This is a genomic window from Brevundimonas sp. AC546 (genome assembly GCF_979258305.1).
On the sequence record NZ_OZ409849.1, the window covers coordinates 809200 to 832857 of the forward strand.

Below are 23658 nucleotides of genomic sequence, written 5' to 3' on the forward strand. Positions count from 1 at the left end.
GACCCTCTCCCTACCGCACCGCAACAAATAAGCCCAATCACTTATTTGCAGATGCACAATAGATTTTGGTTATAGCCTCAATACAGCAGGAACGGCCGTCGCGTCTCTTCCCAAGCCGCCTCGTCCGGCGTCGTCGCCGCGTCCAGATCAGCCGGCGTCGCGCCCGTGTCGTCCACCCATTCCCGCAGGCCCGGCCCGCCGTTGATCACGTCGATGGGCAGTTTCCCGAACGCATATTCGTACGGAAAATCCCGCCACAGGTCGTAGTCTGAATACAGCCGGCGGATCGCCTTGAACCCCAGCGCCTGCACCCGCCACGGCTTAAAGGCCGCATGGTCGTAGGTCGGCTGGTCCACATGGAGCTGCACCCCGCTGCAAAGCTGGCCGACATGCTTATGGAAGGTCGGCTCGAACCACATGTCGCGCAGGATGCAGCCCTTCAGCCAATCGGGCGCCAACTTCTGCATCTCGGCGATCACCGCCCGCGCATCAATGTCCGGCGCCCCAAACAGCTCCAGCGGCCTCGTCGTGCCGCGCCCTTCCGACAGGGTCGCCCCCTCCAGCATGACCGTGCCGGCGTAGGCCCGCGCCATCGACAGGTTCGGCGCATTCGGGCTGGGGTTGATCCACGCCCGTTCGCCCAGCGGCCAACCGAAGCCCGGCCCCTGTTCCGGCGCCCAGCCCTGCATCTCCACGACCCGGTAATCCACATCCAGCTTGAACTGGTCGATGAACCACAGGCCCAGTTCGCCCATCGTCATCCCGTGCCGCATCGGCATCGGCCCGGCCCCGACGAAGCTCTCCCAGCCGGCCAGGAGCGTCTGCCCCTCGACCGGCCGCCCCGCAGGATTGGGCCGATCCAGCACCCACACCGCCTTGCCGTGCTTCGCCGCCGCCTCCAGCACATACAGAAGCGTCGTCACATAGGTATAGATGCGGCAGCCCAAGTCCTGCAGATCGATCAGGATGACGTCGAAGGTCTCCATCGACGCCTCGGTCGGACGACGCACCTCGCCATACAGGCTGAAGACGGGGAAGCCGTGGACCGGATCGCGATAATCCGGGCTCTCCATCATGTTGTCCTGAAGGTCGCCCTTCATCCCGTGCTGCGGCCCGAAGGCGGCGCTCAGCGTGATCTCGGAACAGGCGGCCAGCGCATCGACCGCATGGGTCAAATCCTTGGTCACCGACGCCGGATGGGCCAGCAACGCCACGCGCCGCCCCTTCAACTGCGCCCTCAGGGCGGCGTCGGACAAAAGGCGGTCGAGGCCGAAGTTCATGTCAGGTCCAGCGCGAACGAGTCGGGATGATGAAAGTCCGGCTTATCCGACGGATGCGCCAAGGCCCAATAGGCGATCGTCCCATCAAAACTCTCGATCACCGCCGTCAGTCCCACAGCCTCGCCTGCATCGTCAGCCAGGGTCACGTCCGCCGTCAGCACGAACCGCCCCTGCGCCATCCGCGTGACGATGAAGGGCGCCGGCATCTCCAGCCCCCTCATCCCCTCGCGATAGCCGTCGAACCGATAGGCCGCCCACGCCCCGGACGGCGACAGATTGTATTCGACATAGCCCCCCGCCGTCCGCACGAACGCCTCGAAACAGGTCGCCTGCCACAGCCCGTCCGTCCGCTCCCGCCCCGCCGCCTGCGGCCAACGCACCCGTTCGACCGACCCGGCCAGCACAAACTCCAGGCTCAACACCCGCCCCGCTCGCCGCGCCTCGACCTCCAGCGTCAGCCCGGCGTGGGGCGAAATCGGGTGCGGGATCAGGGGCAGACGCATCCCGCCTTCGTATCGCACCCCGACAGACGGTCAACGGGCCTGCGGCGCCCTCCGCGTCAAAATGCGGCCATCGCCATACGCGCCATACAGCCGCCCCGTCCGCGCCCAATCCAGCACAGCCTGATAATAGCCAGGGGCATAGCCGATCGACGTGCGCTTGCCGTCCGGCGCCGTCTCGAACCGGACGATGCCGTGTTCGGTGTCCGGATATTCCAGCAGAGTGATCGGCCGCCCCTGCGCCGCCAGATCGATCAGCCTTTGGCGCGTGGCCTCCGGCGGCGCGCCGGTGTCCTTTTCCGCCTGGATCCACAGCATGGGCGTGTCCAGGGTGCTCAACACGGGCAGAGGATCGTAATCCCACGACGTTCCGGCATCCATCACCGACGCCATGGCGGTGATCTTCTCATTGGAGGTCGTCAGCAGAAACCCCGTGAACTCGCCCTTGATGTCCGCGAACCAGGGCTCGGCGCCATACTTCGCCCGCATCGCCTCCAGACCGCCGAAGCCCACGCTCCCGTGCGAGGCGATGAAGGCCCCGGTCACATCGGTAATCTCACGCGCCTCGGCCAGAATCTCAGCTCCCCATCCCTTGGCCTTGAGGTCCAGCATGACCTGGTCGCTGTCTTCGGCCAGCGCCCCATAGGCCAGGCCGAAGCCGACGATGACGAAATTGACCGGCGTCTGGCTCGCGGCCAGCGGCGCCACCCAACCGCCCTGACTGCCCCCATGAAGACCAACCCGACCGGCGCGCGCCCCCGCTAGCCGACGCGCCTCGACAACCGCTGCCGCCGCATCCTCCGCCAGAACATGGAAATCCTGGGTGTAGCGCCCCTCAGACCCGCCAGATCCCCGCTTGGCGTATACGAACACTCCCACGCCCGAGGCCGGAGCGAACCGCTGGAAGGCGTTGAAGTCCAGCGCATTGGCGCCTTCCGATCCATGCACCTCGACCATGATGGGCGCAGGTGCGTTTCCCGGCGGTAGGATCAGCCGCCCGTTCAGATGGGTCCCACCCTGACCGACGAAGGTCGTATCCTGCACCTCCAGCGCCACGCGTCGCCCGATCTGCCCCTCAAAACGGATTGTGGCCTCCTCACAGGTTCCCAACTGGGGCTGCGGACCTTCGATGCGGGTGGTCGAGCCCAGGGTGCTGACCCAGCGTCCCTCGGCGTTCTGCATCATCTTGGCCGTAGACCCGTCCAGCCGACGCCACCTCAGCCCCTTGTTCACCAACGGCGCCACATCGACCCAACTGCCGTCGCCCAGACGATAGACGCCCACATGGCAGATCGCGGCCGGATCAGGCCGCGCATCGACATCGTCCCCCGCAACTTGCGCCGTCGCCGGAAGCGCGGCGATGGATGCGATGACGGCCAGTGCGGCGGGGAGCCAGAAGTTCGACATGGATTTTCCGATCAGGATGACGACGGTTTCGCTCAAGATCATTGCCGGTCGATCAGCGGCCCGCTAGGCCCTGCTTCGCGAACGGCGCCGTGGGTGCGCGAGTGGGACCGCATGAGCCGAGGCGCAAAGATCATCGGATCGACGACCGCGCAGCGTTGGGCGATCGACATCGCCATGCTGGTCGGCATGGGCCTGCTGTTGGGTTTTCTCGGGCCGTTCGATTCCAATGAAGCCGCTGTAGAGACCCGCTATCTCTACTGGACGATCTGCATGGTCGGCGGCGGCCTGATCGCCTTTGCCGTCGATGACCGGCTGGGTCACCGTTTCCCCAGCATCTGGATTCGCGTGGCCGTGGCATCGGTGCTGGCCACGCCGCCAGTGACCCTGTTCGTCCTGGGGACCCAATATATCCTTTTCGACCAACATCCCCGCTGGCCGATCTATGGCCATCTTCTCTGGCAGGTGTTTCCCATCATGCTCGCCGCGATCGCGATCAGGGCTCTGGCCTGGAGGCGCACGCCCGCGCAGATCGAGACCCGAACCGTCATCGCCCCGCCCCTACCTGAGGCCGAGGCTGCGTTCCGGCGCAGGCTGTCCGCCAAACGTCGCGGCGCCCGACTGATCGCCGTCGAGGCCCACGACCATTATCTGAAGGTCCACACCGACGCGGGCGCCGAACTGATCACACTCCGTTTCGCCGACGCCCTGTCCGAACTGGCCCAGGCCCACGGTTGGCGCGTGCATCGTTCATGGTGGGTGGCGGCCGATGCGGTCGAGGATGTCCATTGGCGGCGCGGCGTGGGCCAGATGCGCCTGTCCGGCGACCTTACGGCCCCCGTCAGCCGCACCTATGGCGCCGCGCTCAAGGAAGCCGGCTGGTTCTAGGCGCATCTTCAGCGCCTCTCCATCGCATGTTCGATCGACATGCCTTGCATAAGCAGAGACTTGGGTCGGCTCAGCGGCACCTACCCTGACGCCCCTCGAAACCGCCTTATGATGGAGGTCAAACACCCAAGGGAGGCCCGCCGAATTGCATTTTCTTGCACTTTGCACTGTTTTCGACGTTGCAGTGCGATTTCGCCCGCCCTCGATTTCAGACAATTCAGACGATTCAGACACTGTTTTTCCGACTGACTGTCTGAATATCCCACCACCCTGTTCACGCTCACAAAGGGAAGACGCCCGTCGGCATCCCTGCTAACGGAGCCTCCGCCATGACCGATCAAGCCTTCAAGTCCGACTTCCTCCGCACCCTTCAGGCGCGCGGCTACATCCATCAGATCACCCACCCCGTCGAACTCGACGAGGCGGCCGCCGCAGGCGTGGTGCCCGGCTACATCGGTTTCGACGCCACGGCGCCGTCGCTGCACGTTGGCAGCCTGATCCAGATCATGATGCTGCGCCGCCTCCAGCAGGCCGGCGGCAAGCCCATCGTCCTGATGGGCGGCGGCACGACCAAGGTCGGCGACCCGACCGGCAAGGATGCGTCGCGTCCCCAGCTAACCGAAGAGGCGATCCAGTCGAACATCGATACGATCAAGACGGTCTTCGCCAAATTCCTGACCTTCGGCGACGGCCCGACCGACGCGGTCATGGTCAACAACGACGACTGGCTGTCGGGCTATGGCTACATCCAGTTCCTGCGCGACTTCGGCACCCATTTCACCATCAACCGCATGCTGAGCTTCAACTCGGTCAAGCTGCGCCTTGAGCGCGAACAGCCGATGACCTTCCTCGAGTTCAACTACATGCTGATGCAGTCGGTGGACTTCCTGGAGCTGAACCGCAGCCACAAGGTCACCCTGCAGATGGGCGGCTCGGACCAATGGGGGAACATCACCTCGGGCGTCGACCTGGTGCGGCGCGTGGACCAGAAGGCCGCCTTCGGCCTGACCACGCCTCTGTTGACCACGGCCTCGGGCGGCAAGATGGGCAAGACGGCGCAGGGCGCGATCTGGTTGAACGCCGAACAGCTCAGCCCCTATGACTACTGGCAGTTCTGGCGCAACGCCGAGGACGCGGATGTCGGCCGTTTCATGCGTCTGTTCACCGATCTGTCCCTGGACGAGATCGCCGGCTACGAAGCGCTGGAAGGCGCCGCCATCAACGACGCCAAGAAGGCCCTCGCCGACGCCGCGACCACCCTGCTGCACGGCGCCGACGAAGCCGCCAAGGCCCGCGCCGCCGCCGAGAGCAACTTCGAAAAGGGTCAGGTCTCCGCCGACCTGCCGACCGTCGAACTGCCATCGTCCGAGGTTTACGGCGCCATGATCGCCGCCATTGTCACCAAGGCCGGCCTGACCGCCTCCAACGGCGAGGCCCGCCGCCTGGCTCAGGGCGGGGGCCTACGCCTGAACGACGCCGCGGTCTCTGACGGCGCCCAACTGCTGTCCGAGGCCGACCTCAAGGACGGCGTGATCAAACTGGCGGCCGGCAAGAAGAAGATCGTTCTGATCAAACCTCTCTAATTTTCTCATCACGGCAATATCTTCATTCCGCTCATCCCCGCGAAAGCGGAGACCCAGAGTGTCAAAGCACGGCCTTCTTCACCTACATCGTGGCGAGCGGTCGAAACGGAACCCTGTACACGGGCTCGACCGACGATCTGATCCAGCGGGTGGCGCAGCACAGAAACAAGGCATTCCCAGGCTTTACGGCGAAGTACGATGTCCATCTGCTGGTTTGGTACGAACTGCATGAAAGCCGCGACGCCGCTTTCCGTCGTGAGCGACAGATCAAGAAGTGGAACCGGCTTTGGAAGCTTCAGATGATCGAGAAGCAGAATCCTGGCTGGCTAGACCTTCACGATCATCTTCGCCTTGGCGATCTGAAAGACGCCAAGGACTGGGTCCCCGCCTTCGCGGGGATGAGCGGAAGACAGGACACAAACGATGACCTATGAACGCCAGCCCGCCCCCGCCTTCGACTTGCCCACAGACAACGGCGGCCGCACCACCCTCGCCGCTTTGAAGGGCGAGCCCGCCGTCGTCTATTTCTACCCCAAGGACGACACGACCGGCTGCACGCGCGAGGCTCAGGACTTCACCGCCTTGGCGCCCGACTTCGCCGCCTTGGGCGTACCGATCATCGGCGTATCCAAGGACACGGTGAAGAAGCACGACAGGTTCAAGGCCAAATACGACCTGGCCGTCGTCCTGGCCTCGGATGAGGATGGCGCGGCCTGCGAGGCTTGGGGCGTGTGGGTCCAGAAGAAGCTCTACGGCCGCGAATATATGGGCATTGAGCGCGCCACCTTCCTGATCGACGCCGAGGGTCGCATCGCCCGCGCCTGGCGCAATGTGAAGGTCGCGGACCATGCCGCAGTCGTGTTGGAGGCGGTCAAGGCTCTGTGATCGGCGACCACGGTTCGGAAGCCGTGCTTGACCTGCGCCTCCCCTGCCCCCCTAAAGTGTCGTCAGGGCTTAGAGGGGCTTGGCCGGCCTTGGCTGGCAGATGCGGAGCGCACCATGTTCACCAAGAGCAAATCCTACGACAGTGGATCAACTGGGCTGGGTATTCCCCCCACGCCTGAACCGACGCCGGCGCCATCGCCAGCGCAAAACCTCCCGGCTGCGACCCAGCCGCCTCGCGCGCCAGAACCGGCCCGCCCGGCGACCCGGTCCAGCAACCTGTCCACCCTTGCGGCTGGGGTGAAATACGAAGGCAACATCTCCGGCGCCGGCGAGCTTCAGGTCGAAGGCACGCTGAAGGGCGATGTCCGCGTAGCCCGCGTCGTCATCGGCGAAGGCGGCGCGGTCGAGGGCACCGTCCACGCCGACGTGCTGGACGTACGCGGCCGGATCTCGGGCGCCATCGTCGCCAAACAGGTCAAGCTTTACGCCACCGCCCGCGTCGAGGGCGACATCACCCAGGAACAGCTGTCCATCGACCAGGGCGCCTGGTTCCAGGGCCGCTGCAACCAGGCCAAGCGCGACGTCCCCGGCGCCGCCATGCTGGAAGCCCCGGCCGACAAGCCCGCTAAGGCGGACAAGCCGGAAGCCAAGACCGCGGCCTGACCAAGACACCCAACGGGCTCAAGTAGGCCTCGGGCCGATAGCCCAAACCCAACAAAAAAAGGGGCGGTCCGTGCGACCGCCCCTTTCGCTTATTCGACGTTCGAACCGCGCGTCTCGCCGACCCGAGCGGCCAGGGCCGCGCCCATGAAGGCGTCCAGATCGCCGTCCAGAACCCCTTGCGTGTCCGAGGTTTCGACCTCGGTCCGCAGGTCCTTCACCATCTGATACGGCTGCAGGACATAGGACCGGATCTGGTGGCCCCAGCCGATGTCGGTCTTGGCGTCCGCCAGCGCCTGGGCCACGGCCTCGCGCTTCTGCAGCTCCAGCTCGTACAGGCGCGCCCGCAACATCTTCCACGCCTGTTCGCGGTTCTGGTGCTGCGACCGGCCGGCCTGGCAGGCCACGACGGTGTTGGTCGGGACGTGGGTCAGGCGCACCGCCGAGTCCGTCTTGTTGATGTGCTGACCGCCCGCGCCCGAGGCCCGATAGGTGTCGGTGCGCACGTCCGACGGATTGATGTCGATCTCGATGGCGTCGTCGACGACCGGCGACACCCCGATGGAGGCGAAGCTGGTGTGGCGCTTGGCCGCCGCATCATAGGGGCTGATCCGCACCAGGCGGTGAACGCCCGATTCCGACTTCAGCCAGCCATAGGCGTTCGGGCCGGAGATCAGGATGGTGGCCGACTTGACCCCCGCCTGTTCGCCCTCTTCGTGCGCCTCGATCGTGACCTCGTAGCTGTGCGCCTTGGCCCAGCGCGAATACATCCGCAGCAGCATGCCGGCCCAGTCGTTCGACTCGGTGCCGCCGGCGCCGGAGTTCACTTCCAGATAGGCGTCATTGCCGTCGGCCTCGCCGGACAGCAGGGCTTCCAGTTCGGCGCGCGCGGCCCGTTCCTTGATGCCACGCAGCGACGTGCGTGCGTCTTCCAACGCGCCCTCGTCGCCCTCCTCGTCCGCCATCTCGGCCAGCATCACCCCGTCCTCAAGGTCCTGCTCCATCGCCTTGACGGTGTTGATCTTGGCTTCCAGCTGCGAGCGGTCTCGGCTGACGGCCTGGGCCTCGTCGGGCTTGTCCCACAGCGTCGGATCCTCGACCCGCGCGTTCAGCTCATCGAGCTTTCTTAGAGCGACATCCCAGTCAAAGACGCCTCCTGAGCAGAGCGACGCTCTGCTCGATGTCGGCCTTCATGGCCTCGACATCCGGTCTCATCGCATTCTCCAGCGACACAACGCCCTCGAACAGGGCGGATTAATGGAAAACGGCGCGCCACGAGGACGCGCCGTTCGATGGGCCTACCTAGAGCCTCAGTACAATCCGCTCAAGTCCTCGGCCGGCGCCTTCTTCGGCGGCGGTGGTGCGGTGGGCGCGGGGGCGGCGGCCGGAGCGCCGCTCGCGGCCTCCTGTTCGCGACGGATAACCTCATAGTAGTTCTGAGGTCCGGTGGGCTGCACCGGTCCGGTCGGCGCCGGCGGCGGGGCCTGGCGCTCGGTGCCGGGGCGGAAGGCTTCCTCGATGCCGTTGACGGTGCGGAAGATGGCGTTCTTGGGCCGCACGAACGGGCGAGCGGGGCGTTCCTTCAGCGCCGTCTGCATGAAGTCGATGAACACTGGCACCGCTGCGGTCGTGCCCGTCTCGCCATAGCCCAGGGAACGGTTGTCGTCGAAGCCGATGAAGACCCCCACCACCACGTCGGTGGTGAAGCCCACGAACCAGGCCGAGCGATACTCGTTCGTCGTGCCGGTCTTGCCCCCGATCCAGTTGCCCAGCCCGCGCGCGCTGGCGGCGGTGCCGCGCTGAACAACGCCTTCCAGCATGGAGCTCATCTGATAGGCGGTGATCGGGTCGATGACTTGCGTCCCGCGCTGTTGCAGGTGCGGCGATTCCTGGCCCGAGAAGCCGCGTCCGCACTCGCGGCAACTGCGGTTGTCGGCTCGGAAGATGGTTTCGCCGTCGCGGTCCTGGACGTAGTCGATCAGATAGGGCGTCACCCGCCGCCCGCCGTTGGCGAAGGCGGAATAGGCCGCCGTGATCTCCAGCGGCGTCACCTCGCCGGCGCCCAGCGACACCGACAGGTTCGGCGTCAGACCGGGGATGCCCATCCTGGCCGACTGATCCACGATCTTCTTCATGCCGACCGACTGGGCCAGTCGCACTGTCATGACGTTGCGAGACAGCTCCAACCCGCGTCGCAACGTCTGCGGCCCGTAGTATTGGCGGCTGTAATTCTCGGGCGTCCAGCGCTGGCCGTTGGCCCCGCCGGCGAAGCTGATCGGCGCATCCAGCACGATGGAGGCCGGGGTGAAGTCGCCTTCTAGCGCCGTCGCATAGACGAAGGGCTTGAACGCCGAGCCGGGCTGACGCCGCGCCTGGGTCGCCCGATTGAAGCTCGACAGGGCATAGGAGTAGCCGCCGACCATGGCCAGCACGCGCCCGGACTGCGGCTCGATGGCCACCAGGGCGCCGTTGACGCGCGGCACCTGTTTCAGGGCGTATTGCCCGCCCTTGGGCTCCACGAAGATCAGCTCGCCGCGCTTCAGTTGCCGGTTGGCGTTGGCCCAGGCCGCGTCGGCCGCCAGCAGCGTGCCGGTCTTGTCGTCGCGGGCCGTGCGGATGCGGACGGTGTTGCCGCTGACGCTTTCGATAGCGGCGGACTGCCAGCTGCGGCGCTCGGGCGGGGCCTGTTCTTTCAGCGCGACCGCCTGCCAGCCGTCGGCGAAGTCGGTGGTGCCCCAGCCGCCGCGCCAGCCGTGACGCCGGTCATAGTTTTCCAGCCCCTGCATCAGCGCCTGACGCGCCGCCGTCTGCAACGTTGGATCCAGCGTCGTGCGCATGTAGAAGCCGCCGGCGCGAAGCTGCTCGCCGAACTGGGGATTGGCGGCGGCCTGACGACGGGCCTCCTCCACGAAGAAGTCCGCGTCCTTGTAGTCCGAACGCTGGGGCGCATCGCGCGTGACCAGGGGTTTGGCGCGGGCGGCAGTTAGTTCCGCAGGCGTCAGCCAGCCGCTCTGTTCCATCTCGCCCAGCACCCAGTCGCGACGGCCCTTGGCCGCGCCGGGGTGGCGTTTGGGGTGATAGTTGTTCGGCCCCTTGGGCAGGGACGCCAGGAAGGCCGCCTCGTCCGGCGTCAGCTGACCCAGCGACTTGCCGAAATAGTTGTAGGCCGCCGAGGCGATGCCGAACGAGCGATAACCCAGGAAGATCTCGTTCAGATACAGTTCGAGGATCTGCTCCTTGGACAGGGTCGCCTCCAGGCGATTGGCCAGGATGGCTTCCTTCAGCTTGCGGTTCAGGCTCGATTCGTTGGTCAGCAGGACGTTCTTGGCCACCTGCTGGGTGATGGTCGAACCGCCTTCCAGCCGGCGCCCCTGCGCCAGGTTGAAGACGTTCTTGATCGACGCCCGGCCGATGCCGCCCACGTCGATGCCGCCGTGCTGGAAGAAGTTGCGATCCTCGGCGGCCAGGAAGGCGTGGATCACCGGCGTCGGGATCTGGTCGTAGGACACATAGATTCGGCGCTCGTCCGAAAACTCGCCGATCAGGGTGCCGTCGCCAGCATAGACGCGCGTCGCGGTCGGCGGGCGATAATCCGCCAGCTCGGATGCATCCGGCAGGTCGTGGAACAGCCACGCCGCATAGACGGCGACCACAAGCCCCGCCAGGGCGATGCCGCCCAGCAGCACCATGCCCGCCCACACGAACCAGCGTTCGGCAATCTTCACTGCGTACTCCGACGACGCGCCCCGAAGACGTGCTTTAGCCCGCGTCGCCGGTCGATTGCTAGAGCCGCGATGCAACGCCCCCTTGGCGTCTCCCGTTAAGCTCCCATCTCAAGCGTCTCAACCCAAGGAGCCCACCATGGAAGTTCTGTATCGCGCCCAGTCCACCGCCTCCGGCGGAGGCCGCGAGGACGGCCGCTCGGCCACCGACGACGGCAAGATCGACGTCAAGCTGTCCACGCCCACGGAGATGGGCGGCAAGGGCGGCGACGGCACCAATCCCGAACAACTCTTCGCCACCGGCTACGCCGCCTGCTACCTCGGCGCCCTGCGCCTGGTCAGCGGCAAGGCCGGAACGCCCGTGGGCCCCGACACCAAGGTCACGGCCGGCGTCGGCTTCGGCAAGAACACCAAGGGCGAGGGCTTCAACCTGGACGTGGACCTGACCGTCAGCGATCACGGTCTGGACCAGGCCGTCATCGACGACCTGATCGAGAAGGCGCACCAGGTCTGCCCCTACTCCAACGCCACCCGCGGCAACGTGGATGTTCGCCTCAGCGCGAAATAAGCGACACGAAGGGCCGCGCGCGTGTTGAGCCGCGCGCGCGGCGCCTCTAGATGAGGTCCATGACCTCCCCGCTCGACGCCTCCCCCGATCCCCTGCTGACGCTAGAACCGCACCGCCGCGTGACCCTGCGCGAAGCGTTCGGCGTGGACAGCGACATGACCGTGCCCGCCTTCAATGAGCGCGACAGCCATGTGCCCGAGATCGACGAGGCCTATCGCTTCGATCCGCAGACGACGATCGCCATCTGCGCCGGCTTCGCCTTCGACCGTCGCGTCATGGTGCAAGGCTATCACGGCACCGGCAAGTCGACCCATATCGAACAGGTCGCCGCCCGCCTGAATTGGCCCCTGGTGCGCGTGAACCTGGACAGCCACGTCAGCCGGATCGACCTGATCGGCAAGGACGCCATCGTCCTGAAGGACGGCAAGCAGATCACCGAGTTCCGCGAGGGCATCCTGCCCTGGTCGCTGCAACGTCCCATCGCCCTGGTGTTCGACGAATACGACGCCGGCCGGCCCGACGTGATGTTCGTCATCCAGCGCGTGCTGGAGGCCCAGGGCCGCCTGACCCTGCTGGACCAGAACCGCGTCATCCGCCCCAACAAGCATTTCCGCCTTTTCGCCACGACCAACACCATCGGCCTGGGCGACACCACGGGCCTGTATCATGGCGCGCAACAGATCAATCAGGCCCAGCTGGACCGCTGGAACATCGTCACGACGCTGAACTATCTCGACCACGACGTGGAGGCCGAGATCGTCGCCGCCAAGGTGCCCGAGTGGAAGGACGCCGAGGGTCGTCGCCGCATCGCCGCCATGGTCCGGGTCGCCGACATGACCCGCAACGCCTTCATGAACGGCGACATCTCCACTGTCATGTCGCCCCGCACGGTCATCACCTGGGCCCAGAACGCCATCATCTTCAACGGCGACCTGGCGCTCAGCTTCCGCCTGACCTTCCTGAACAAGTGCGACGAACTGGAACGCCCCAGCATCGCCGAGTTCTACCAGCGCGCCTTTGGCGAGGACCTGCCGGAAGCGGCGACGCGTGTGAAGGTGGGCTGAGGCTCAGCGACGCGCCTCTTCGCCGCCGCCGACGAAGGCGCCGGCGATCCAGCTGACCACGCCGGTCACGATGGCCGCCCCGATTCCGGCCCACAGGCCATCGACCCGGAACCCGTCCAGGAAGATGGACGTCAGCCCAATCATGGCGGCGTTCACCACCAGCAGGAACAGGCCCAGGGTCACCACGGTGATCGGGAAGGTCAGCACCACCAGGATCGGCCGCACGAAGGCGTTGACCAGGCCCAGGATGATGGCCGCTGCGATCAGCGATCCCGTGCTGGTGAAGTCGACGCCCGGCACGAAACGGGCGGACAGCCACAGGCCAGCCATGGTGACCAGCGCCTGGATGATGAAACGGATCATGACGTGCCTCGTTAGGTTCAAGCGTGACCATAATGCATGGCGCGGGCGAAGGCTCCCCCTTCAACCCGCCCGCTGCTATTCCCAAGGCCGACACCGCACGGAGACCACGCATGAGCCTGCACGGCGCCTATGACCCGAACAACATCTTCGCCAGGATCCTGCGCGGCGACATGCCTTCGGTGAAGGTGTGGGAGGACGACCACGTCCTGGCCTTCATGGACGTGTTTCCCCAGTCGGAAGGCCACGTCCTGATCATCGCCAAACAGTCCCAGGCCCGCAATCTGCTGGAGGTCGAGCCGGAAGTTCTGGCCCGCATGACCGCCGCCCTGCAACGCACGGCCAAGGCCGTCGAGAAGGCGCTCCAGCCCGAGGGGCTGACCATCCTGCAGTTCAACGGCGACGCGGGCGGACAGACGGTCTTCCACCTGCATTTCCACATCGTGCCGCGCTGGACCGATCGTGAGATGAAGGGTCACGGCCATGCGCCGATGGCCGATACGGCGACCTTGCAGGTGCTGGCGGACCGGATCGCGGCGGCGCTGGACTAGGTCACGCGGCGCTTTTCCAGCTTTCGCGCCAGGGTGCGGCGGTGCATGCCCAGGCGGCGTGCGGCCTCGGAAATGTTGAAGTCGGTCTCCACCAGCGTCTCGTGGATCCGCTCCCATTCCAGGGTCTTGATCGAGGTCGGGCGTGTGCCCAGCGGCGTCTCGGCGTCGCCGTCCGCCCGCCCGAACGCGGTCTCGATGTCGTCTGAACTGGCGGGCTTGGCCAGATAGTGACGCGCGCCCAGCTTGATGGCCTCGACCGCCGTGGCGATGCTGGCGAAGCCGGTCAGGACGACGATGTTCATCTCGGGATCGAAGGCGTGCAGGGCCTCGACGCAGGTCAGCCCCGAGTGACCGCCCAGCTTCAGGTCCACGACTGCATAGCCGGGCCGGTGCGTCTTCAGCAGCTCCGTCATCTGATCGGGATTGGCGGCGCTGACGACCGTATAGCCGCGCCTTTCGAACGACCGGCGAAGGGTGGTCGAGAAGGATTCGTCGTCCTCGACGATCAGCAGCAGTCTGGCCTCATCGGTCATGGAAGGATCTCGTCCTTGGGCGCCAGCGCCGACAGCGGCAACGTCAGCCGCACCTCTGCGCCCCCGGCTGGGGGATTGGAAGCCTCGACCCGACCGCCCAGCGACCGGATCACGTTCATCAGCAGGAACAGCCCCAGGCCGGCGCCCGCGCGGGGCTTGGTCGAGTTGTAGGGCCTACCCCAGGCCTGAAGGATGGCGGCTGGGAACCCCGGCCCGTCGTCTCGCACGGCGATGCCGAGCGTGTCGTCCGTCCGCGTCGTGGTGACGACGATGCGCCCAGCGCCGGCCTCGACCGCATTGTCGAACAGCACGCCCAGCACCTGACGCAGGGCCGGGTCGGCGATGATCGACGGGTTCTGAGCCAGTTCGTCGTGGATCTGCACGGCAACGCCGTCGCCGTTCCAGCTGGCGACGACATCGGCGACGAAGGCCCGCAGGGTGGTGCGCTCAGGCGCCTGCCCCCTCGCCTCGCCGGCCGACATCAGGATGCCGGTGACGATGGCCTTGCAGCGCTCGACCTCGGCCCGCATCACCGTCATGTCCTGAACCAGATCGGGATCCTGTGTCAGCGTCGGCATTCGCTTCCAGTCGCTGAGGATCACCGACAAGGACGCCAGCGGCGTGCCCAGCTCGTGCGCGGCCCCGGACGCCAGCAGGCCCATGCGGACGATGTGATCGTGCTCGGCCGTCTGCTGACGCATGGCGGCGACGGACGCGTCGCGCTCTCGCAGGTTCTGGCTGATCCGGGTCACGAACAGCACCAGCAGCACCGCCATCAGGACGAAACAGATCAAACTGCCCTGAAGATACAGGCTGAGCAGCGAATCCTCACGCGCCGGCGGCAGGTTCAGCGGCTGGGAATGCAGGCCCAGCCCAGCGAAACACAGGCTGGTGATGGCGATCAGCGCCCAGGCATAGACGGGGGCCAGCAGCACGGCCCCCAGCACCACCTGCAGCAGATAAAGCGCCACGAACGGATTGGCCGCGCCCCCGGTCAGGAACAGCAGCCAGGTCAGGGCCGCCACATCCGCCAGCAAGGCGATCATCAGGGCCTGATCCTCGACCTCTTCGCGACGCGCGGTCAGCGGCGCACTGATCAGATTGACCAGCACCAGACCCACGGGCGCGGCCAGCAGCCACAGCACCGGCAGCGGGATCCGCATCACATATTGGACCAGCAGGATCGTCGCCACCTGCCCGGCGACGGCCAGCCAGCGCAGCTGGATCAGCAGCAGCATGTTGCGCCGGTTGGCCCCGCCGTGCGAGGAGACGCCCCCGCTGAGCCCGCCCAGCCCCAGCAGCCTTTGAAGGCCCGAGGTCATGGCCGCCTGCGCCGGCCGTCACGCAGGAACAGCCAAAGGCCGACCAGCGTGAGCAAGGCCATGCCGAACCAGGTCAGGGCATAGACCAGATGACTGTTGGCGAACCGGATCACGGTCAGCCCGCCCAGCGGCCAGCCGCCCGGATTGGGCGTCGCGTCCGCATCGATGAAATAGGGTGCGACAGTCGTCAGGCCGCGCCGCGCCGCGATCGCCGCCACGTCGCGCGACCGCCAGCGGTCGCCGGCGGCGTCGTTGGCGCGCAGAAAGCCGCCCTTCGGCTCAGTGATTCTGAGCAGGCCGACGACGGTCTGCTGCCCCGACGTCTTCCCGTCCGCACGGCGGGCCGGATCACGCCGGCCGGCAGGCACGAAGCCGCGGTTGATCAGGACGGTGAAGCCGCGCGCATCGACCAGCGGCGTCATGACCCAAAAGCCGCCGCCCGCATCGGTGACGGCCTGAACCAGGGTTTCCTTGTCGTGCAGAAAAATCCCGTGAACCACAACGCGACGATACTGGTCGTCCTGTCGCGTGACGGTGGGCCATTGCGCCTGCCCGGGGGCGGGCTCGGCCGGCGCATGGACGCGGGCGTTCACTTGGGCGATCAAGTCCGTCTTCCACGCCAGCCGCTGAACCTGCCAGCCGCCCAGCGCCAGGAAGCCGACGAAAAGCGCCAACCCCACGACCGATACCGCAAGGCGGAACGGTCGCGAGCGTTTAGCTGGGGTTGGAGACGTGTCCGTGATCTCGACCTCAGCCGCCCATGTTCGTCATGTCATGGGTCGTCGGCATCATATTGGTGTTCAGGTGGTACATGACCCACAGCGAACCCGACAGGGCGATGACGACGACGATGATGGTGAAGATCAGCGCCAGCATGATCCAGCCGCCCTCGGACTTCGAGTTCATGTGCAGGAAATAGATCATGTGGACCACGATCTGAACCACGGCGAAGCCCATGACGATCAGGGCTGTCGCCTGGGTCGGCAGGACGCCGGTCATCACCAGGGCGAACGGGATCGCCGTCAGGATCACCGACAGCACGAACCCGATCATGTAGCTCTTGTAGGAGCCATGATTGTGCGCCTCATGGCCCAGGTGGTCGGTCTCGTGGGACTCGGGGCTGTGGTCGTTCTTGTCGGCGCTCATCGCAGCATGCCCAGCAGATAGACGAAGGTGAAGACGCCGATCCAGATGACGTCCAGGAAGTGCCAGAACATCGAAAGGCACATCAGGCGGCGTTTGTTGGCGGGGATCAGGCCCTTCATGCTGACCTGAACCATCAGCGTCACCAACCAGATGATGCCGAAGGTGACGTGCAGCCCATGGGTGCCCACCAGGGTGAAGAAGGCCGACAGGAAGGCGCTGCGTTGCGGCGTCGCGCCCTCGTGGATCAGGTGCGCGAACTCGTAGAGTTCGATCCCCAGGAAGGCCAGGCCGAACAGGCCCGTGACCGCCAGCCAGATCAGGGTCTGACGCTGGTTGTTCTTGTCCATCGCCAGCATGGCGAAGCCGTAGGTGATCGACGAGAACAGCAGCATGGCGGTGTTGATCGCCACCAACTCCAGGTCGAACAGTTCCTTGGGCCCAGGTCCGGCGGCGTAGTTGCCGCCCAGCACGCCGAACACGGCGAACAGCATCGCAAAGATGAGGCAGTCGCTCATCAGATAGAGCCAGAAGCCCAGCATGGTGCTGGAGCCTTCCTCGTGGTGCGGCTCCTCTTCCAGGTGGAAGACGGTCGGGTCGTCGAGCTTGATCGTGGTCGCGCTCATGGATCAGGCCTCCGTTCCGGCCAGGGCGCGCGTGCGCGCCTCTTCGGTCGCACGCACCTCATCCGCAGGGATGTAGTAGTCGCGCTTGTAGTTGAAGGTATGCCCGATCGCGACGGCCAGCACCCCGATGAAGCTGATCGCCGCCAGCCACCAGATGTACCAGATCAGCGCCAGACCCATCACCAGGCACAGGCCCGAAATGATGACGCCCGTTCCGGTGTTCGACGGCATATGGATCGCCTTGTAGCCGGTCAGCGGGCGCTGATAGTTCTTCTTCTTCATGTCCCACCAGGCGTCGGAATCATGGATGACCGGCGTGGCGGCGAAGTTGTAGGCCGGCGGCGGCGAGGACGTCGCCCACTCCAGCGTGCGGCCGCCCCACGGATCGCCCGTGGTGTCGCGCAGCTTGTCGCGGTTGATGATCGACACGGCGAACTGGATGAACATGGCCGCGATGCCCACGGCGATCACGCCCGCGCCGATGGCGGCGATCACGAACCAGATCTGCAGCGACGGATCGTCGAACACCCGCATTCGGCGCGTTACGCCCATCAGGCCCAGGACGTAGAGCGGCAGGAAGGCCAGCCAAAAACCGGGTACCCAGCACCAGAAGCTGATCAGGCCCCACTTCTTGTCCAGTTGGAAACCGAAGGCCTTGGGCCACCAGAAGTTGATGGCCGCGAACAGGCCGAACAGAACGCCGCCGATGATGACGTTGTGGAAGTGCGCCACCAGGAACAGCGAGTTGTGCAGCACGAAGTCGGCCGGCGGCACCGCCAGCAGCACGCCCGTCATCCCGCCGATCACAAAGGTCAGCATGAAGGCGACCAGCCACATCATCGGCAGTTCGAAGCGGATGCGTCCGCGGTACATCGTGAACAGCCAGTTGAAGATCTTGGCCCCGGTCGGGATCGAGATGATCATTGTCGTGATGCCGAAGAAGCTGTTCACCGAGGCGCCCGAGCCCATGGTGAAGAAGTGATGCAGCCAGACAAGGTAGGACAGGATCGTGATGACCACCGTGGCGTAGACCATGGAGGTATAGCCGAACAGCTTCTTGCCCGAGAAGGTCGAGGCGATCTCGGAATACACCCCGAACAGCGGCAGGATCAGGATGTAGACCTCCGGGTGACCCCAGATCCAGATCAGGTTCACGTACATCATCGGGTTGCCGCCGAAGTCGTTCGTGAAGAAGTTGGTGCCGACGTAACGGTCCAGCGTCAGCAGGGCGAGGACGGCGGTCAGGACCGGGAAGGACGCCACGATCAGCACGTTGGTGCACAGCGAGGTCCAGGTGAAGATCGGCATCTTCATCATGCCCATGCCCGGCGCGCGCATCTTCACGATGGTCGCGATCAGGTTGATGCCGGACAGGGTCGTCCCCACCCCCGCGATCTGCAGCGCCCATATGTAGTAGTCGACCCCGACGCCGGGGCTGTAGCCGATGCCCGACAGCGGCGGATAGGCCAGCCAGCCGGTGCGCGCGAACTCGCCCACGAACAGCGAGGCCATGACGATGATGGCGCCGGCCGTGGTCATCCAGAAGCTGAAGTTGTTCAGGAAGGGAAAGGACACATCGCGCGCGCCGATCTGCAGCGGCACGACATAGTTCATGATCCCCGTCACCAGAGGCATGGCCACGAAGAAGATCATGATCACGCCGTGGGCGGTGAAGATCTGGTCATAGTGGTGGGCGTTCAGGTAGCCCTCGGACCCGCCGAAGGCCATGGCCTGCTGAATGCGCATCATGATGGCGTCGGCGAACCCGCGCACGAACATGATCAGCCCCAGGATCATGTACATGATCCCGATCTTCTTGTGGTCCACGGTGGTGAACCATTCCTTCCAGAGATAGCCCCACAGCTTGAAATAGGTCAGGGCGCCGAACAGGGCCAGGCCGCCCAGCACGACGACGCACATGGTCACGACCAGGATCGGTTCGTGCAGAGGCAAGGCCTCCCACGTGAGGCGCCCGAAGATAAGCGGAATGAGTTGGTCAGCGTTCATCGACTGTGTTCGCTCAGGCGTTGGGGGCGGAACGGATGTCGGTCGAAACCGGCCCCGTAGCGAAAGGATTGGGCGCGAGGGTCGTCAGCGAGGCCATGGGCGTCCGCTTTGGCGACAGACCCTGCCCGGTCAGACGTTCCAGGCTGCCAGGGCCGGCGACGACATCCAGCTCGGCCTGGCGCATCCGGTCGGCGGCGGCGGCCTCGGCCTGCAACGGCGTGCAGATGGTCATGACGTAGCTTTCGTTCGACCCGAAATAGGCCTGCGACTTACCGCGCCCGGCGTATTTGTCGTACACCAGCGGCATGGTGTTGCGGATGGAGGCCATGCTCAGGCCGCCCCTCTTGTCGATGTCCATCATCTCGGCCATGCACATCTTGCCCGGCTCGACGCACATGTTGAGGATTGCGTCCCACAGCGCGCCATCGACGGCGCCGAAGTGCATGACCGGCACCTTCTCGCTGGGCCTTTCCAGCTCCAGATACTGATCGCGATCCAGCGTCTGACGGCCTTGACGCACGCCCGACACCCACTGGTCGAACCCGGCCTGATCCAGGCCGTGGAAGGCGAAGCGCATGTTGGAGAAGCCGTCGCCGGAGTAGTTGGCCGAGAAGCCTTCGTATTCGCCCGGATGGTTGATCACGGCGTGCAGCTTCGTCTCCATGCCCGGCATGGCGTAGATCTGGCCCGCCAGAGCAGGAATGTAGAAGCTGTTCATCACCGAAGACGAGGTGATGTGGAAGCGGATCGGACGATCGATCGGCGCCGCCAGTTCATTGACCGTGGCGATGCCGTACTGCGGGTAGATGAACATCCACTTCCAGTCGAGCGCGACCACATTGACCTGAAGCGGCTCGACGCCCTCGGCGACGGCGTGGCCCGGCTTGATCCGGTCGATCGGGCGATAGGGGTCCAGCAGGTGGGTGCCGGCCCAGGTCAGGGCGCCCAGGCAGATGATGATCATCAGCGGCGCGGCCCAGATGACCAGTTCCAGCGACGTGGAGTGATCCCAGTCGGGCTGATACTCGGCCTCGGCCTCCTTGTTCGACGCCCGGTACTTCCAGGCGAAGAAGACGATTAGCCCCATCACCGGCACGATGATGATCAGCATCAGCAGCGTGGAGATCATCAGCAGGTCGCCCTGCTGGGCGGCGACGTCGCCGGCAGGGTTCAGCACGACCAGATTGCAGGCCGACAGCAGGGCCACGACGGGCGCGAGCAGGAGTAGGCGCAGACGGCGCAAGGCGGATCCAATCGAAAAGCGTCGGGCAAGGGGGAGGCGCCGCGACGGTTGGCGTTCGTAGGCGGCGGGATAGTCAGCTTCGTTCTGGAACGACATTGGACAATCTGTCCTATCCTCTTGAGGCCGCTTTCATCGCAAAGGGCGCCCGGTCATAATGCGGCGATCCGCCGTACGCCTGAATACCTGTCTCACACGGAGCGACCAAGCCCATGTCCGCCTCGACGACCCCTTCGTCAGAGTCGCTGGAACGCGACGCCGCCAAGATAAACTCGCACCATGGCAAGGTGGATGCGGGCGAAATCGCCATCGGCGTCATTATCGGCCGAACTTCCGAGTTTTTCGACTTCTTTGTTTACGCCATCGCTTCGGTGGTCGTCTTCCCGCAACTTATCTTCCCTTATGCCGGCGCGGTGGGCGGCACCCTGCTGTCGTTCGCCATCTTCGCCCTCGCCTTCCTGTTTCGCCCGCTGGGCACGGTCCTGTTCATCGCCATCGATCGCAAGTTCGGGCGGGGCGCCAAGCTGACGACCGCCCTTCTGCTGCTGGGCACCTCGACCGTGTCGGTCGCCTTCATTCCCGGATACGAAAGCATCGGCATGTGGGCGCCGGTGCTGCTGGCCCTCACCCGCATCGGCCAGGGCGTCGCCCTGGGCGGCGCCTGGGACGGGATGGCTTCGCTGCTGGCGCTGAATGCACCGGAGAAGAAGCGCGGCTGGTACGCCATGATCCCGCAGCTGGGCGCGCCGATCGGCCTGATCGTCGCCTCGGCCCTGTTCGCCTTCTTCCTGAACACCTTGTCGGCCCCCGACTTCCTCGATTGGGGCTGGCGCTATCCCTTCTTCGTGGCCTTCGCCATCAACGTGGTGGCCCTGTTCGCGCGCCTGCGCATCGTGGTGACGCCCGCCTTCCAGAAGCTGTTCGAGACCCGCGAGCTTCAGCCGACGCCGGTGTCGCAGGCCCTGCGCGCCGAAGGCCCCAAGATCGCCATCGGCGCCTTCGCCCCCCTGGCTAGCTTCGCCATGTTCCACATGGTCACCGTCTTCCCGCTGTCGTGGGTCTTCCTGTTCACCAACGAGACGCCGGTTCGCTTCCTGCTGATCGAGATGGTCGGCGCGGTCTTCGGCCTGTTGGCCATCCTGGCGTCAGGCGTCCTGGCTGACCGCTATGGCCGCCGCACCCTGCTGGCGATCACGGCCGCCGGCATCGCCGCCTTCTCAGGCTTTGCACCACAACTGCTGAACGGCGGCACGGCGGGCGAGCTGACCTTCATGATCTCCGGCTTCATCCTGCTGGGTCTGTCGTTCGGCCAGGCCTCGGGTCCGGTGGCGTCCAGCTTCAGCCTGACCAACCGTTATACCTCGTCGGCCCTAACCTCGGACCTGGCCTGGCTGTTCGGCGCAGGCTTCGCTCCTCTGGCGGCCCTGTGGATTTCAAGCCAGTTCGGCCTGATCGCGGCCGGCGCCTATCTGCTGTCGGGCGCCGTCTGCACCCTGCTGGCCCTGTGGCTGAACCGCGAACTGGCCCGCAGCTCCTCGGACAAGGACCGCGCCAAGCCAGTCTGATCCACCGCATTCACCGCACACAAAAAGACACGGCCCGCAGTCGCCTGCGGGCCGTGTTTCGTTTGGGTCTAGGGCCGGTTCAGACTTCCGTCAGGTCGCCCTGCGGCGAGACGGCGAAGGTCTTCACCTTCTTCAGCTCATACGGTTTGGCGACGATGGTCGACACCGCCCACAGCTCGCCTACGACCTGATCGCGGGTGACGTTCAGCAGCACATAGCCCTTGGACGTCTGATCGCAGAACTTGACCTCGGGATTGGCCGCCGACAAAGCGACGCCCAGCGGCAGGCCGCCCACATGGTCGCCTGGCGATGGGCTGGAGATCGAGGACGTGCCGAACTCCACCGCCCGGCGCGCGCCCGCCTTGTCATGCAGTTCGTTGACCCAGAAGGCATGGCTGTCGCCCGCCAGGACGATGGGCGCCACGTCCGCCGCTGCAAAGGTCTCATAGAGACGCTCGCGCCCTGCCGGATAGCCGTCCCAGCTGTCCAGGTTGAACGGCAGGCCCAGCTTGAACAGCTGAATCGCCGCCTCGACCTGGGGCCGAACATCCTCCGGCAGTGACGCGAGCATCTGCTGGACCTGCTCCGGCGGCATCATGCGCGAGATGTCCGGTCCCTTTACCTGCGCCATCACCACCTGATTGCCGAGGATCTGCCACGGACGGCCCGCCGCCTTGGAGCGGCTCAGCGTCTCGCCGATCCACTGACGCTGGCGCTCGCCCAGCAGGTCGCGATCCGGCGCCTGACGCAGGGCCTCGAACGCCGCTACATCCGGCGCCCCCTCCGCCGTCTTGGGGATGTCGGCGAAGGTCATCTGCTCGCCACGCGCCAGCAGCCGCGTCTCCACCATGACCAAGCTGGCCAGATCGCCGAAGTCGAAGCTGCGATTGATCGCCGCGCTCAACGCGCCCGCCTTGGGCTCGCGGATCGGCATCCATTCGTAATAGGCGCGAAGGGCCGCCGCCTTGCGGGTCGCGAAGTCGCCCTCGGTCTCGGCCTGGTGGTTTTCGGCGCCCATCATCCAGGCGTCGTTGGCCACCTCGTGATCGTCCCACACGCAGATGAAGGGCGCGCGGGCATGGGCGGCCTGAAGGTCGGGATCGGTCTTGTACTGGGCGTGGCGCGTCCGATAATCGGCCAGGCTGACGATCTCGTGCGGCGGCTGCGGAACCCGCCCCAGGACCGCGCCCGAACTCATGCCATAGTCCGACGGCTCGGCACCGTATTCGTAGATGTAGTCGCCCAGGTGTACGACGGCGTCCAGCCGATCCAGCTTCGACAGGGCGTCATAGGCGTTGAACAGCCCGCCCGGATAAAGCTGGCACGACACCACGGCCAGGGCCAGATCAGCCGTCGCGCCCTCGGGCAAGGTCCGCACCCGCCCGACCGGCGAGGTCACGCCATTGGCGACGAAGCGGTAGAAATACTCAGCCCCCGGCTCCAGGCCCTGGCCGTCCAGGTCATGCTTGACGGTGAAGTCTCGTTCGGCCCGCGCGCGCAGGCCGGTCGAGCGGCGCACGATGTCGCCGAACCCGGCGTCATGTGCGACCTCCAGCACCACGGCGACCTCTCCGACCGACGGATCGGCCGGGGTGACGCGGGTCCAGAAGACGGCCGAACGCGTGTCGGGATCGCCGCTGGCCACCCCGTGCAGGAAGGAGACCGATCCGGTGTTGGTCCCCTGCGCCACGGCGGGCGACGCCGCCCCCGCGCCGAGGAGACCCAGAAGACTGCGGCGATCCATTTTCATCGTCAGA

Annotated in this window: 23 protein-coding genes; 9 read left to right on the forward strand and 14 right to left on the reverse strand. The window is 65.7% G+C overall.

Annotation, left to right across the window (positions count from 1 at the left end):
* Positions 1 to 77 precede the first annotated feature (77 nt).
* The 3 genes from ACZZZD_RS04095 to ACZZZD_RS04105 are packed head-to-tail and all read right to left on the reverse strand — an operon-like array spanning position 78 to position 3229.
* Complete coding sequence (locus ACZZZD_RS04095) at positions 78 to 1280, reverse strand: exo-beta-N-acetylmuramidase NamZ family protein (protein ID WP_463432882.1); 1203 nt, start codon at positions 1278 to 1280, stop codon at positions 78 to 80.
* Positions 1277 to 1783, reverse strand: coding sequence for a DOMON-like domain-containing protein (locus tag ACZZZD_RS04100; protein ID WP_463432884.1), 507 nt, complete (start codon positions 1781 to 1783; stop codon positions 1277 to 1279). The genes ACZZZD_RS04095 and ACZZZD_RS04100 overlap by 4 nt, the downstream gene beginning before the upstream one ends.
* Positions 1784 to 1813: 30 nt before the next feature.
* A complete protein-coding gene (locus ACZZZD_RS04105; RefSeq protein WP_463432886.1) occupies positions 1814 to 3229 on the reverse strand; it encodes an alpha/beta hydrolase family protein in 1416 nt (471 codons plus the stop codon).
* A 69-nt stretch (positions 3230 to 3298) separates the two neighbouring features.
* Here ACZZZD_RS04105 and ACZZZD_RS04110 point away from each other — a divergent pair, with 69 nt between their 5' ends.
* The 5 genes from ACZZZD_RS04110 to ACZZZD_RS04130 all read left to right on the forward strand — a co-directional run bounded on the left by ACZZZD_RS04110 (position 3299) and on the right by ACZZZD_RS04130 (position 7203).
* Positions 3299 to 4072: a LytTR family DNA-binding domain-containing protein gene (locus ACZZZD_RS04110; RefSeq protein ID WP_463432888.1), complete on the forward strand. Its 774-nt coding sequence runs from the start codon at positions 3299 to 3301 to the stop codon at positions 4070 to 4072.
* 329 nt (positions 4073 to 4401) lie between these two features.
* Positions 4402 to 5655 carry a tyrosine--tRNA ligase gene (tyrS, locus tag ACZZZD_RS04115; protein WP_463432890.1) on the forward strand — a complete coding sequence of 418 codons (1254 nt, stop codon included), beginning with the start codon at positions 4402 to 4404 and terminating at the stop codon, positions 5653 to 5655.
* An 86-nt stretch (positions 5656 to 5741) separates the two neighbouring features.
* On the forward strand, positions 5742 to 6089 hold the full coding sequence (locus ACZZZD_RS04120) for a GIY-YIG nuclease family protein (protein WP_463436075.1): 348 nt from the start codon (positions 5742 to 5744) through the stop codon (positions 6087 to 6089).
* The gene (locus ACZZZD_RS04125; RefSeq protein WP_463432892.1) at positions 6079 to 6540 is read left to right on the forward strand and encodes a peroxiredoxin; all 462 of its coding nucleotides are present in this window, start codon (positions 6079 to 6081) and stop codon (positions 6538 to 6540) included. The genes ACZZZD_RS04120 and ACZZZD_RS04125 overlap by 11 nt, the downstream gene beginning before the upstream one ends.
* 114 nt (positions 6541 to 6654) lie before the next feature.
* Entirely contained in the window at positions 6655 to 7203 is a 549-nt protein-coding gene (locus tag ACZZZD_RS04130; protein WP_463432894.1) for a bactofilin family protein, read from the forward strand.
* A gap of 89 nt (positions 7204 to 7292) precedes the next feature.
* Here the strand turns inward: ACZZZD_RS04130 and prfB are convergent.
* Positions 7293 to 8415 (reverse strand): peptide chain release factor 2 gene (gene prfB, locus ACZZZD_RS04135; RefSeq protein ID WP_463432896.1). Its coding sequence is split into 2 segments (ribosomal slippage): positions 7293 to 8345 and positions 8347 to 8415, totalling 1122 coding nucleotides; the frame shifts between segments, so codons are not numbered across the junction.
* Positions 8416 to 8510: 95 nt separating this feature from the next.
* Entirely contained in the window at positions 8511 to 10925 is a 2415-nt protein-coding gene (locus ACZZZD_RS04140) for a penicillin-binding protein 1A (protein ID WP_463432897.1), read from the reverse strand.
* Positions 10926 to 11061: 136 nt separating this feature from the next.
* Here ACZZZD_RS04140 and ACZZZD_RS04145 point away from each other — a divergent pair, with 136 nt between their 5' ends.
* Both ACZZZD_RS04145 and cobS read left to right on the forward strand, forming a co-directional pair.
* Positions 11062 to 11490, forward strand: a complete 429-nt coding sequence (locus tag ACZZZD_RS04145) for an organic hydroperoxide resistance protein (protein WP_463432899.1) — start codon at positions 11062 to 11064, stop codon at positions 11488 to 11490.
* 59 nt (positions 11491 to 11549) lie between these two features.
* Positions 11550 to 12554: a cobaltochelatase subunit CobS gene (gene cobS, locus ACZZZD_RS04150; protein ID WP_463432901.1), complete on the forward strand. Its 1005-nt coding sequence runs from the start codon at positions 11550 to 11552 to the stop codon at positions 12552 to 12554.
* A 3-nt stretch (positions 12555 to 12557) separates the two neighbouring features.
* Here the strand turns inward: cobS and ACZZZD_RS04155 are convergent, their stop codons facing one another.
* Positions 12558 to 12917: a phage holin family protein gene (locus tag ACZZZD_RS04155; RefSeq protein WP_463432903.1), complete on the reverse strand. Its 360-nt coding sequence runs from the start codon at positions 12915 to 12917 to the stop codon at positions 12558 to 12560.
* A 110-nt stretch (positions 12918 to 13027) separates the two neighbouring features.
* On the opposite strand from ACZZZD_RS04155, the gene ACZZZD_RS04160 reads away from it, so the two are divergent.
* Positions 13028 to 13465 (forward strand): HIT family protein, encoded by a 438-nt coding sequence (locus ACZZZD_RS04160; RefSeq protein ID WP_463436077.1) that lies wholly within the window; start codon positions 13028 to 13030, stop codon positions 13463 to 13465.
* On the opposite strand, the gene ACZZZD_RS04165 is transcribed toward ACZZZD_RS04160, so the two are convergent.
* From ACZZZD_RS04165 to cyoA, 7 genes are all read right to left on the reverse strand, one after another.
* Positions 13462 to 13998 carry a response regulator transcription factor gene (locus tag ACZZZD_RS04165; protein ID WP_463432905.1) on the reverse strand — a complete coding sequence of 179 codons (537 nt, stop codon included), beginning with the start codon at positions 13996 to 13998 and terminating at the stop codon, positions 13462 to 13464. The two genes, ACZZZD_RS04160 and ACZZZD_RS04165, sit on opposite strands and share 4 nt — an antisense overlap.
* Entirely contained in the window at positions 13995 to 15320 is a 1326-nt protein-coding gene (locus ACZZZD_RS04170) for an ATP-binding protein (RefSeq protein WP_463432907.1), read from the reverse strand. Before ACZZZD_RS04170 ends, ACZZZD_RS04165 begins: the two co-directional genes overlap by 4 nt.
* Positions 15317 to 16000, reverse strand: a complete 684-nt coding sequence (locus tag ACZZZD_RS04175; protein WP_463432909.1) for an SURF1 family protein — start codon at positions 15998 to 16000, stop codon at positions 15317 to 15319. Before ACZZZD_RS04175 ends, ACZZZD_RS04170 begins: the two co-directional genes overlap by 4 nt.
* A gap of 70 nt (positions 16001 to 16070) precedes the next feature.
* On the reverse strand, positions 16071 to 16466 hold the full coding sequence (gene cyoD, locus ACZZZD_RS04180; RefSeq protein WP_463432911.1) for a cytochrome o ubiquinol oxidase subunit IV: 396 nt from the start codon (positions 16464 to 16466) through the stop codon (positions 16071 to 16073).
* Positions 16463 to 17089 (reverse strand): cytochrome o ubiquinol oxidase subunit III, encoded by a 627-nt coding sequence (gene cyoC / locus ACZZZD_RS04185; RefSeq protein ID WP_159850310.1) that lies wholly within the window; start codon positions 17087 to 17089, stop codon positions 16463 to 16465. The genes cyoD and cyoC overlap by 4 nt, the downstream gene beginning before the upstream one ends.
* A 3-nt stretch (positions 17090 to 17092) precedes the next feature.
* Positions 17093 to 19096 carry a cytochrome o ubiquinol oxidase subunit I gene (cyoB, locus tag ACZZZD_RS04190; RefSeq protein ID WP_463432915.1) on the reverse strand — a complete coding sequence of 668 codons (2004 nt, stop codon included), beginning with the start codon at positions 19094 to 19096 and terminating at the stop codon, positions 17093 to 17095.
* 13 nt (positions 19097 to 19109) lie between these two features.
* Entirely contained in the window at positions 19110 to 20339 is a 1230-nt protein-coding gene (cyoA, locus tag ACZZZD_RS04195) for a ubiquinol oxidase subunit II (RefSeq protein ID WP_463432917.1), read from the reverse strand.
* A gap of 209 nt (positions 20340 to 20548) precedes the next feature.
* On the opposite strand from cyoA, the gene ACZZZD_RS04200 reads away from it, so the two are divergent.
* Positions 20549 to 21901 (forward strand): MFS transporter, encoded by a 1353-nt coding sequence (locus tag ACZZZD_RS04200; protein WP_463432919.1) that lies wholly within the window; start codon positions 20549 to 20551, stop codon positions 21899 to 21901.
* A 79-nt stretch (positions 21902 to 21980) separates the two neighbouring features.
* Here the strand turns inward: ACZZZD_RS04200 and ACZZZD_RS04205 are convergent, their stop codons facing one another.
* A complete protein-coding gene (locus ACZZZD_RS04205) occupies positions 21981 to 23651 on the reverse strand; it encodes an alkaline phosphatase D family protein (protein WP_463432921.1) in 1671 nt (556 codons plus the stop codon).
* Positions 23652 to 23658 lie beyond the last annotated feature (7 nt).